We start from the raw sequence: 11,779 nt of genomic DNA on the forward strand, positions 1-11,779 counted from the left end.
CCGGCTGGACGGCGGCCCGGTCCTCTTCCTGCAGACCCACGGACCACGCTGAGAGCGAGGCCCGGTCGTACGGACCGAAGTCAGGCCAGTACCCGGAGAGACGCGGGCCTCGCCCTGAGGGTCACCGGCAGGGTCGCGTCGACCTCGCCGTCCGCGCCGTACGGGAGGGGCCGGTCGGCTTCGATGCGGACCTCCTTGCCGCGCAGGATCTCGACCTGAGGACGGTCCACGTGCGCGCCCGTCTTCAGTTCGTTCATCATGGCGAAGAAGAGACGCTTGGGCGCCTCCTTGATCACCACGACGTCGAGCAGGCCGTCGTCGACCCGCGCGCCCGGTGCGACCTTCCTCCCGAATCCGTAGAAGCCCGAGTTGGCCGCGACCACGGTGTAGCCGGTGCGCTCGTGCCGGATCCCGTCGATCGTGATGCGGTACGCCGCGGGCTTCCAGGCGAGGACGGCCCGGAGGCCGCCCGCGTAGTAGGAGGCCGCGCCGCGCAACAGACGGGAGGCGTTGGCGTGGCGGTTGGCCACCGCGTCGACACCCGCGTACACGCTGCCGAGGACGTGGATCCCCTGGTGCTTGGCGGACTCCACCTCGATGGTGTCGACGGCCCTCGGTTCGCCGTCGAGCAGCACCTTGGCGAGGCCTTCGGCGTCGGTGGGAAGCCCCAGGGCGCGCGCGAAGTCGTTGCCGCGGCCCGCGGGGACCAAGCCGAAGACCGTGTCCGTGCCGCTGAGCGCACCGCCGACGGTGCCGGCCATGCCGTCACCGCCGACGGCCAGCACGACGTGCCCCTTCGCCCCGGCGTCCCGGGCGATTTCCTGTGCGTGCTCCAGGCTGCGGCTGTAGACGGTGTCGAGCCGCGCGCCCGCCTCCCGCAGCAGCCGGGCCAGCGGGATCAGGCTCGCCGTGCCGCTGGAACCCCCTGCGGTGGGATTGACGACGGCGGTGAACTGTCGCATGGATCTGGCCTCCGGGCGGCAGAAGAAGGGGTTCGGGAAGGAGGGGTTCAAGAAGGCGGTGCTCAGCGGACGGGGATCAGGACCCCGGGGCTCAGCACGCCGGACGGGTCGACCTCGGCCTTGACCGCCTGGAGCATGCGGACACCGAGGGGGCCGATCTCGCGGGCGTACCAGTCGCGGTGGTCGGTGCCGACGCCGTGGTGGTGGCTGATGGTGCCGCCCGCAGCCAGGATCGCGTCGTTCGCCGCCTGCTTCACCGGCGCCCAGTGCGCGACGGCGTCCTCGCCCTGCGCGGAGACGACCGTGAAGTACAGCGAGGCGCCGTTCTCGTACGTGTGCGAGATGTGGCACATGACGAGCGGCGGGGTCCCGGCCTCGGTGAGGGTGCTGGTCAGCGCGTCACGTACCGCGGTGTAGAGGCCGGGGATCGCGGACCAGAACGCGGCCGTCTCCAGCGTCTCGGCGAACGCGCCGGCGTCGAGGAGGGCGTCGCGCAGGTAGGGGGCGTCGTAGCGGCCGTGCTCCCACTTGTCACCGGCCTCCACGCCGATGAACTCGCCGTCGCAGGCGAGGAGGACCTCGCGCGCGGCGTCGCGGCGGGCGGCCGTGTCGGCCTCGGTGCCCTCGAAGCCGACGATGGCCATGCAGCCGGGGTTCTGCGGGAGTTCGGTGGTGCCGATGGCGTCCGGCTGCGCGAGGCCGATGAAGGTCTCCGACTCGTCGGAGAGACGCAGCACGGTGGGCCGGGGGCCGTCCTGGGCGAGGCGGCGCAGGGCGGCCGTACCGGCCTCGAAGGAGGCGAAGCGCCAGCCCTCGTAGATCCGCTTCTGCGGCAGCGGGCGGATGCGTACGGTCACCGCCGTGATCACGCCGAGGGCGCCTTCGGAGCCGAGGATCAGCTGGCGCAGGTCGGGGCCGGCCGCCGAGCGCGGGGCCCGGCCGGTCTCCAGGGTGCCTTCGGGGGTGGCGACGGTCAGGCCGACGACCATCTCGTCGAAGCGGCCGTAGCCGGCCGAGGCCTGGCCGCTGGAGCGGGCCGCGGCGAACCCGCCGACGGACGCCCATTCGAAGGACTGCGGGAAGTGGCCGAGCGTCCAGCCCTGCTCGTTGAGCAGTGCCTCGCACTGCGGGCCGCGCAGACCGGGCTGCAGGGTCGCGGTGCGCGACACCTCGTCGACGGCCAGGAGCTGGTCGAGCCGGCGGAGGTCGAGGGCGACGAAGGGCCGCTTCGCGGTGGGCGCGAGGCCGCCGACGACGGAGGTGCCGCCGCCGAACGGGACGGCGGACAGGCCGTGGTCCGCGCAGGCCCGCAGGACGGCGAGGACCTCGTCGTGGCTGCCGGGAAGCACGACGGCGGCGGGGATGTCGTCGACCTCGCCGGCGCGGATGCGCAGGAGGTCGGGGGTCGACTTGCCCCGGGTGTGCCGGACGCGGCTCTCGGCGTCGTCCCGCACACCGTCCGGTGCGGAGACGGCGGCACGCAGGGCGGCGCTCGCCTCTCCGGCCAGTGCCGGGGCGGGCACCTCGATGTCGGCGAGGTCGGACGGGCCGCTCTCCCGCGGCGTGACGCCGAGCAGGTCCCGCAGCAGGCCGGTCACCGATTCGGGCAGGGGCGCCGCCTTGGCCGGGTCGCCCCAGCCACTCCACAACATGTCCACTTCGAGAGGTTCCTCACGGTCTGTTTCACGGACGGCGCTGCCGCTCGGCCCGCACTGGCATTACACTGTGACAGATGACGCCCATTCGTCACAACCATGCGGACGCAGATCCCGTGCTCGACGCAGCACGCGACTGCGTACTCGCCGTCGGCGTACGGCGAACCACCCTCACCGACGTCGCCCGGCGGGCCGGCGTGTCCCGGATGACGCTGTACCGGCGCTGGCCCGACGTACGGACCCTCGTCGGCGACCTGATGACCCGTGAATGGATCGCCGTCGCCGCCGGCGCCATGCCGCCCGCCGACGACGACCGGCCCGAACGGACCCGGATCGTCGAGGGGTTGGTGGCGGGAGTCGCCGCGTTCCGGTCCCATCCGCTGTTCCAGAAGATCCTCGACGTCGACCCCGAGCTGCTGCTGCCGTACGTCCTCGACCGACGGGGCGCCAGCCAGGACGCCCTGCTCGGGCTCCTCGTCACGGCGCTGGACGAAGGGCACGAGGACGGTTCCGTACGCCTCGCCCACCCCGACCTGCAAGCCCGGTCCCTGCTGCTCGTCGTCCAGTCCTTCACGCTCTCGATGCGCACCATGGCCGACGAGAACGATCCCGAACTGAGCGAAGCCGCCTTCCTCGAAGAGCTGCGCACCCTGCTGGAGAGGACCCTCGCCCCATGAATCCCACGAGCAGCACCGCCCTGCCCGGCTCCTCGCTCGACGCCGTGCGGCGCCGGCGCGAACTGGACCGGCTCGCCGACGGCGACGTCGTCGACGTACTCGTCGTCGGGCTCGGCGCCACCGGCGCCGGAGCCGCGCTCGACGCCGCGACCCGCGGACTCGGCGTCGCCGCGATCGACGCCCACGACCTCGCGTTCGGCACCTCCCGCTGGAGCTCCAAGCTGATCCACGGCGGACTGCGCTACCTCGCGTCCGGGCAGCTCGACGTCGCCCACGAGAGCGCCGTCGAGCGCGGCATCCTCATGGAACGCACCGCCCCCCACCTCGTCCGCGCCCAGCCCTTCGTGCTCCCCCTCACCCCGCTGGTCAGCCGCGGCCAGGCCGCCCTCGCCCGCGCCGGGTTCGTCGCGGGCGACCTGCTGCGCGTCGGCGCCCGCACCTCGCGCCGCACGCTGCCGCAGCCGCGCACGCTGTCCGCCGTCGAGACCCGCCACCTCGCCCCGGCGCTGCGCCCCGTCGGCCTGCGCGGCGGACTGCTCTCCTGGGACGGACGGCTCTCCGACGACGCACGCCTGGTGACCGCGATCGCCCGCACCGCGGCCGCCTACGGTGCCCGCGTCCTCACCCGCACCCGGGCCCTGGAACTCCACGGCGACGGCGCGCTGGTACGGGACGAGACCACCGGCCAGGAGCTGCGCATCCGCGCCCGTACCGTCATCAACGCCGCCGGCGTCTGGGCGGGCGGCCTCATCGACGACGTACGTCTCCGGCCCTCGCGCGGCACCCATCTCGTCCTGCGGTCGGAAACCCTCGGCCGGCTCTCCGCCGGACTGCACATCCCGATCCCCGGTGAGACGAACCGCTTCGTCCTGGTCCTGCCCCAGGGCGACGGACGTGTGTACGTCGGCCTCACCGACGAGCCCGTCGACGGCGACGTCCCCGACGTGCCGGAGGTGCCCGAGACCGACATCGGCTTCCTCCTCGACGTACTCGGCTCCGCCCTCGACGTCGCCGTCCGCCGCTCCGACGTGGTCGGGGCCTTCGCCGGCCTGCGGCCCCTGCTCGACACCCGGGACTCGGAGGGCCGCACCGCCGACATCTCGCGCAAGCACGCCGTGCTCACCTCGCCCGACGGCATCGTCACCGTCGTCGGCGGCAAGCTGACCACCTACCGCCGCATGGCCCAGGACGCCGTCGACGCGGCCGTCGCCGCCCGCGGCCTGACCGCCGGCGCATGCCGCACCGCGTCCGTCCCCCTCGTCGGCGCGGCCGCCCCGCAGACCCTCGCCGGTCTCGACGTCCCGCCCCGCCTCGTACAGCGCTACGGCTCCGAAGCCCCGGCCGTCCACGCCCTCGGGCTCGAAGACCCCGCCCTGGCCGAGCCCGTCGTACCCGGCCACCCCGTCACGGGCGCCGAACTGGTGTGGGCGGTCCGCCACGAAGGCGCCCTCGACGCCTCCGACCTCCTCGACCGCCGCACCCGCATCGGCGTGGTCCCGGAGGACCGCGCCCTCGCCGAGGAAGCGGCCCGGGACGCCCTCGCCCGTACGGCCCCGGTGCGGTGAACGGACACGGGGCCCCTGCCCGACGTTCCGGCAGGGGCCCCGGTCCGTGAGCCAGGCCCCGGCAAGGCGCAGCGGGCCTGGCGAACGGGTGCGCGGACGGCAGGAAGATCTCCTCGGCTGAGGCGGGTCGCGGGCGCATGTCGGCGTCCGCGCAGGGAAGACGCTGGAGGTGGAGGAGCGCCTTTGCGGCACGCTCTCGTGGATTACGGGAGGCCGACATGGCTCGGTCGGTCGGTATCGACCTGGGAACGACGAATTCGGTGGTCTCCGTACTGGAGGGCGGCGAGCCGACGGTTATCGCGAACGCGGAGGGTGTGCGGACGACGCCGTCCGTGGTCGCTTTCGCCAAGGGCGGCGACGTGCTGGTCGGGGAGCTGGCCAAGCGGCAGGCGGTGACGAACGTGGACCGCACCGTCCGGTCGGTGAAGCGGCACATGGGCGAGCCGGACTGGCGGTTCCCCGCGAGCGGCGAGGTGGACGGCCGCCGTTTCACCGCGCAGGAGATCTCGGCGCGGGTGCTGCAGAAGCTGAAGCGGGACGCCGAGGACCACCTCGGCGAGGACGTCACGGACGCGGTGGTCACCGTACCGGCGTACTTCGACGACGCGCAGCGCACCGCGACCAAGGAGGCGGGCGAGATCGCCGGTCTCAAGGTGCTGCGGATCGTGAACGAGCCGACCGCGGCGGCGCTCGCCTACGGACTGGACAAGGAGAACGACCAGACGGTCCTCGTCTTCGACCTCGGCGGCGGCACCTTCGACGTGTCGCTCCTGGAGATCGGCGACGGCGTCGTCGAGGTGAAGGCCACGAACGGGGACACGCATCTCGGCGGTGACGACTGGGACCAGCGGGTCGTCGACCACCTGGTGAAGCAGTTCAAGAACGGGTACGGCGTCGACCTGTCGAAGGACCGGATGGCGGTGCAGCGTCTCCGCGAGGCCGCGGAGAAGGCGAAGATCGAACTGTCCTCCGCCACGGAGACCACGATCAACCTGCCCTACATCACGGCCTCCGCCGAGGGCCCGCTGCACCTGGAGGAGAAGCTCACCCGGGCGCAGTTCGAGAAGATGACGGAGGACCTGCTGGAGCGCTGCAGGGCGCCGTTCCAGCAGGCGGTGAACGACGCGGGCATCGACGTGGCCCGGGTCGATCACGTGATCCTGGTCGGTGGCTCGACCCGCATGCCCGCGGTGACCGGGCTGGTGAGGTCCCTGACCGGCAAGGACCCGCACAAGGGAGTGAACCCGGACGAGGTCGTGGCGGTCGGTGCGGCCCTGCAGGCCGGTGTCCTCAAGGGTGAGGTCAAGGACATCCTGCTCCTCGACGTGACCCCGCTGTCCCTCGGCATCGAGACCAAGGGCGGCATCATGACCAAGCTCATCGAGCGCAACACCACGATCCCCACACGCCGCTCGGAGGTCTTCACGACGGCCGAGGACAACCAGCCCTCGGTGACGGTGCAGGTGTACCAGGGCGAGCGCGAGATCGCGGCGTACAACAAGAAGCTCGGCATGTTCGAGCTGACCGGTCTGCCGCCGGCCCCGCGTGGCGTCCCGCAGATCGAGGTCGCGTTCGACATCGACACCAACGGCATCATGCACGTGACCGCGAAGGACCTGGGCACGGGCAAGGAGCAGAAGATGACCGTCACCGGCGGCTCCTCGCTGCCGAAGGACGAGGTCAACCGGATGCGCGAGGAGGCCGAGCAGTACGCGGAGGAGGACCACCGCCGCCGCGAGGCCGCCGAGACCCGCAACCAGGGCGAGCAGCTCGTCTACCAGACCGAGAAGCTGCTGCGCGACAACCAGGACAAGATCCCCGGTGACGTGAAGTCCGAGGTCGAGACCGCGGTCGCCGAGCTGAAGGAGAAGCTCAAGGGCGAGGACGCCGCGGAGATCCGTACGGCCGTCGACCGGCTGAACACGGTCGCCCAGCGGATCGGCACCGCGATGTACGCGCAGCAGCAGGAGGCGCAAGGGGGCGCCGGGCCGAGGTCCGACGGCGCGGGAGAGGCCGGCGGGGACGACATCGTCGACGCCGAGATCGTCGACGAGGACAAGCGGGAGGACACCGGCAAGTAGGACGAACGGCAAGCGGGAGGGTGAGGGCAAGCAGGACGAACGGTAAGCCGGGACGACAGCAGCCGAACCACGTGTCCGAGGTGCGAGGCGATCGAGCCATGACCGAGAAGAAGATCATCACGGTGATCGGAGCGACCGGTAAGCAGGGTGGTGGACTCGTGCGGGCCGTCCTCGCCGACCACGCGAGTGAGTTCGCGGTACGCGCCGTCACCCGCCACCCCGACGGGGAATCCGCCCGGGAACTGAAGCGCCTCGGCGTCGACGACATCGTCCGGGCCGACATGGACGACCCGCCCAGCCTCGCGCCGGCCTTCGAGCACGCGTACGGCGCGTTCGTGGTCACGAACTTCTGGGAGCACATGTCAGCGGAGCGGGAGAAGACCCAGGCCCAGGCGGTCGCACGGGCCGCCTCCCACGCGGGAGTACAGCACGCGATCTGGTCCACCCTGGAGGACACGCGCGACTGCATCCCCCTCGACGACGAACGGATGCCGACGCTCCAGGAGCGCTACAAGGTGCCGCACTTCGACGGCAAAGCGGAGGCCGACCACTACTTCACCGACGAAGCGGTGCCGACCACGTTCCTGCGCACCACCTTCTACTGGGAGAACCTGCTCGGCCCCTTCGCCCCGCACCGCGGCCCGGACGGCGCCTTCCAGCTCACCTGGCCCATGGGCGAGAGCCGGCTCTCCGGCATCGCGGTCGACGACATCGGCAGGACCGCCCTCGCCATCCTCCGCGGTGGTGCCGATTTCGTCGCCGCCACGATCAGCATCGCCGGCGAGCACCTCAAGGTCGCCGACATGGCCGCGGCACTCACCACGTCCCTCGGCGAACCGGTACGGTACCGGCCCCTCAGCCCGGACGAGTGGCGCGCGCAGGGCCTGCCCGGTGCCGACGAGACGGGAAACATGTTCCAGTACTACGCGGACTGCGAGCACCGCTTCACCGCGGCCCGGGACCTCACAGCCGTCCGTGACCTCAACCCGGCCCTCCAGGACTTCGCCACCTGGCTCGCCGCCCACCACGACAGACTGCTCACTGCCTGGGCGTGACCCGACGTGACTGCCGCTGTTCCGGAGACGATGGCGGCCTGGGTCGTCCCCGCCGACCGCCCCGGGACGATCGAGCGCCGGGAACTGCCTGTGCCCGCCCCGGCGCCGGACGAACTGCTGGTCCGGGTCCGCGCGTGCGGCGTGTGCCGTACCGATCTGCACGTACGCGATCACGAACTTCCTCCGCACCGGGATCACATCGTCCCCGGACACGAAGCCGTCGGGAACGTCGTCGCCGTCGGCGACGAGGTCACCAGGCCGGAGGTCGGTTCCCGGGTCGGCATCCCGTGGCTGCGGCGTACGTGCGGGACATGCCCGTACTGCACGCGCGGCCGGGAGAACCTGTGCCCCGCCTCCCGCTACACCGGCTGGGACGCGAACGGCGGCTACGCCACGTACGCCACCGTGCCCGCCGCCTACGCGTACGAGCTGCCCACCGCGTACGCGGCCGAGGAGCTGGCCCCGCTGCTGTGCGCGGGGATCATCGGCTACCGGGCCCTGCGCCGCGCAGAGCTCCCCGAAGGAGGGCGGCTCGGCATCTACGGGTTCGGCGCCTCCGCCCACCTCACCGCGCAGCTCGCCGTCGCCGAGGGCGCCACCGTCCACGTCCTCACCCGCTCCCCCGCCGCCCAGGCCCTCGCCCTGGAGCTCGGCGCCGCCTCGGCGCGCGACGCCCCGACGGGGCCGCCCGAGCCACTGGACTCCGCGATCCTCTTCGCCCCGGCCGGCGACCTCGTCCCGTCGGCCCTGGAAGCGCTGGACAGCGGCGGAACGCTTGCCATCGCCGGCATCCACCTCTCCGACATCCCGCCCCTGAACCACACCAGGCACCTCTTCCGGGAACGGACCGTCCGCAGCGTCACCGCCAACACCCGCGAGGACGGGCGCGCGTTCCTCGCCGCGGCCACCGCACACCACCTCCGCCCGACCCTCTCCCCCTACGCCTTCGCCCACTCCGACCGTGCCCTGGACGACCTCGCCGCGGGCCGGGTCCACGGCGCGGCGGTACTGCGGATGCCCGGGGCCGAGAGGGCGGGCTGCCCCGGAGGCGTTCTTGCCTGATCCCGGCCGCATACCGCCGCCCGAACCGCCTCCGTACCTGCCGGTCCTGGCGCCCGGCGCGCGAGAACGTTGTCGCGGCCCACCGACCACCCCCTGTGAGGAGATCCCGTGCTCGAAGGCTTCGGCGAGGCGCTCGCGGACCGGGAGTACTACCTGCCGCTCGCCGGCGCGGCCGACCCCGGGCCGCGCTTCGCTCCTGGCGAGGTGCCGCCGGGCATGCACGGCTCCGCCCAGGGCATCTGGACGGTCTGGGGCAGTCCTCGGACCGGGCTCGCCGAACAGGGCTGGAAGATCCATGTCTCGGCGCGGCTGGACCGGGCGCAGCACGTGCTCGACACGGTCGCCGGGATCTGCTTCTCCGAAGGCGTGCCGTTCAAGCACCTGAGCGCCCGGCTCTTCTTCCTGTTCCTCCATCACAAGCACGCCGCGCGGGCCCAGGCGGGCAAGTTCTGCGCCATCTACCCACCGGACACGGCGTCCGCCCGCCGTCTCCTTGAACGCCTGCGCGACGCGCTCGACGGGGAGGAGGGACCGTACGTCCTCACCGACCGGCGCTTTCGCGACTCGCGGACGGTCCACTACCGCTACGGCTCCTTCGACGGCGCCCGCAGCCGGCTCCGGGCCGACGGCACCCGGGAGGGGATGGTCCGCGACGGCTCCGGCCGCGAGGTCGTGGACTCGCGGCTGCCCGCCTTCCACCTGCCCGCGGGGATCACGGACCCCTTCGTCGAGCAGGAGGAGCAACCGCACGCGGGCCCGATCCTGATCCGCGACTACGAGGTGATCCGCGCGGTGCGCCTGAGCAACGCCGGCGGCGCCTACCAGGCCCGCGACCGGCGGACCGGCCGCACCGTCTTCCTCAAGGAGGCCCGCGCCCACAACGGCCTGGTCTTCGACGGGACCGACGCGCAGCAGCGGCTGCGGCACGAGTACGACGTGCTGCGCGCACTGCACGCGGCGGCCCCGGGGGTGGGCCCGGAGCCGCTGGACCACTTCACGGAATGGGAGCACGACTTCCTCGTCACCGAGTACGTCGCGGGGCAGCCGCTGGTGGGCTGGCTGAGCCGGTCCTCCCCGCTGGCCCGCGCCGACCGCACGCCCGAGTCCGTCGCCGCGTACTACGAGGCGTGCCGGCGGCTGCTGGCCGCGCTGGACGCCTCGCTGGAGCGGCTGCACGCCGCCGGCTACCGGTTCGGTGACCTCAGCCTGGGCAATGTCCTGGTCACACCGTCGGGCGGGGTCCGTCTCGTGGACTTCGAGGCGGCCTCGGCGGTGTCCGCGGCCCCGTCCGGGATGGGCACTCCGGGGTTCACGCCGCCGCCCGGCCTGCGCCGGGCCGACAACGATCCGCTGCTGCAGGACCGGTACGGCGCGTCGGCGGTCGCGCTCGCCTTCCTGGCACCGTTCAACGAGACCGCCGAGCACGCGCCCGCCAACCTCGCCCTCCTGCGCCGCGATCTGGCGGACGTCGCTCCGCCGCAGGACCTGTGGCGGCGGGCGACCGCCTTCCACCTGACGGAGGACCCGGCGCGGGACCAGACCGGTCCCGGCCGCCCGCCCTCCCCCGTCGAGCTGGACACCGATCCGCGCGCCTGCCTCACCCGGCTGGCCGAGGAGGTGGCCGCGGGTCTCCTCGAGATGGCTGACGCCGACCGGCCGGACTGGGCCTTCCCGCCCTCGCCCGAGGCGTTCCGGACCAACAACGTGTGTCTGGCCTACGGCACGGCCGGGGTGGTGCACGCCCTGCACCGCGCCGGGGCCTCGGTGCCGGAGGAGATCCGCGAACGGCTGCGCCGCGACACGCTGGCGCTGCGCGACGCACTGCCTCCCGGACTGCTCGTCGGCTCGGCCGGCATCGCCCGGGTGCTGGCCGGCCTCGGCCGGCTGGACGAGGCCGTCGACCTGCTCCGCGGCGCCGACGGGCACCCGCTCACCGCCTCCTGCGGCACGCTGGCCGGCGGGCGGGCCGGGGTCGGCCTGAGCTGGCTCTCCCTGCACCGGCTGACCGGGGAGAGCAGCCACCTGGAACGGGCCGCGGCGGCGGGGGAAAGCCTGCTGCGCACCGCCGACCTGCCGGCCGCCCTCGGCGAGCACGACGCCCGCGGTCTGCTGCACGGCCGCTCGGGGCTCGCCCTCTTCCTCCACCGCCTGGCCCGCGACACCGGCGAGGCCCGCTTCCTGGAGGCGGGCCGCCTGCTGCTCCACCAGGAGCTGGACCGGACCTTCCCGCTGGCCGACGGCGCCCTGTCCCTCTCCGACGACGCACGGTTCACCCGTGCCATGCCGTACCTGGCCACGGGCGCGGCCGGTCTCGCGGCGGTGCTCACCCGCTATGTGGCCACCGCGCCGGACGAGCGCTGCGCCGCGGCACTGCCGCGGCTGGTCTCCGGCATCCGGGTCTCGTGCGCCACGAAGGAGGCGGGCCTGTACCGGGGGCTGGCCGGACTGACCTGGTTCCTGACCGAGCACGCCGAGCTCACCGGCACGGACGCCGTGCGCGGGGACGCCGTGCGCGCCGCGACCGGCCTGCTGAAGTACGCCGTCCCGTACCGGCGCGGTGTCCGCTTCCTCGGAGCGGGTTCGCAGCGGTTCACCGCCGACCTGTCCAGTGGCGGGGCCGGTGTCCTGCTGGCCCTGCACCGCCTGTTGTCCGGCCCGCTCCTGACGGGGCCCCACCATGCGCGTCCCCGGCTCCCGGTAGCCGTCTGACGGCACCGGACGG

8 protein-coding genes are annotated in these 11,779 nt (G+C 73.2%); 6 read left to right on the forward strand and 2 right to left on the reverse strand.

The features are described from left to right. Positions 1-80 precede the first annotated feature (80 nt). Positions 81-962, reverse strand: a complete 882-nt coding sequence (locus tag ACFYX3_RS08375) for a diacylglycerol/lipid kinase family protein (RefSeq protein WP_389009670.1) — start codon at positions 960-962, stop codon at positions 81-83. 62 nt (positions 963-1,024) lie between these two features. Further along, entirely contained in the window at positions 1,025-2,620 is a 1,596-nt protein-coding gene (locus ACFYX3_RS08380; protein WP_389009673.1) for an FAD-binding oxidoreductase, read from the reverse strand. A 74-nt stretch (positions 2,621-2,694) separates the two neighbouring features. Here ACFYX3_RS08380 and ACFYX3_RS08385 point away from each other — a divergent pair, with 74 nt between their 5' ends. The 6 genes from ACFYX3_RS08385 (at position 2,695) to lanKC (ending at position 11,766) form a co-directional block, all read left to right on the forward strand. Continuing rightward, a complete protein-coding gene (locus tag ACFYX3_RS08385) occupies positions 2,695-3,294 on the forward strand; it encodes a TetR/AcrR family transcriptional regulator (RefSeq protein ID WP_359514877.1) in 600 nt (199 codons plus the stop codon). Continuing rightward, positions 3,291-4,859 carry a glycerol-3-phosphate dehydrogenase/oxidase gene (locus tag ACFYX3_RS08390; RefSeq protein WP_389009677.1) on the forward strand — a complete coding sequence of 523 codons (1,569 nt, stop codon included), beginning with the start codon at positions 3,291-3,293 and terminating at the stop codon, positions 4,857-4,859. Before ACFYX3_RS08385 ends, ACFYX3_RS08390 begins: the two co-directional genes overlap by 4 nt. 218 nt (positions 4,860-5,077) lie before the next feature. Then, the gene (gene dnaK, locus ACFYX3_RS08395) at positions 5,078-6,940 is read left to right on the forward strand and encodes a molecular chaperone DnaK (protein ID WP_389009680.1); all 1,863 of its coding nucleotides are present in this window, start codon (positions 5,078-5,080) and stop codon (positions 6,938-6,940) included. 98 nt (positions 6,941-7,038) lie between these two features. Then, positions 7,039-7,995, forward strand: a complete 957-nt coding sequence (locus ACFYX3_RS08400; protein WP_389009683.1) for an NmrA/HSCARG family protein — start codon at positions 7,039-7,041, stop codon at positions 7,993-7,995. Between the two features lie 30 nt (positions 7,996-8,025). After that, complete coding sequence (locus ACFYX3_RS08405) at positions 8,026-9,057, forward strand: zinc-binding alcohol dehydrogenase family protein (protein ID WP_389010530.1); 1,032 nt, start codon at positions 8,026-8,028, stop codon at positions 9,055-9,057. A gap of 108 nt (positions 9,058-9,165) precedes the next feature. Next, entirely contained in the window at positions 9,166-11,766 is a 2,601-nt protein-coding gene (gene lanKC, locus ACFYX3_RS08410) for a class III lanthionine synthetase LanKC (RefSeq protein ID WP_389009686.1), read from the forward strand. Positions 11,767-11,779: the final 13 nt, after the last annotated feature.

The sequence above is a fragment of the Streptomyces sp. NPDC002463 genome, assembly GCF_042889835.1.
In the GTDB taxonomy this organism is placed as follows: Bacteria; Actinomycetota; Actinomycetes; order Streptomycetales; family Streptomycetaceae; genus Streptomyces; species Streptomyces nymphaeiformis.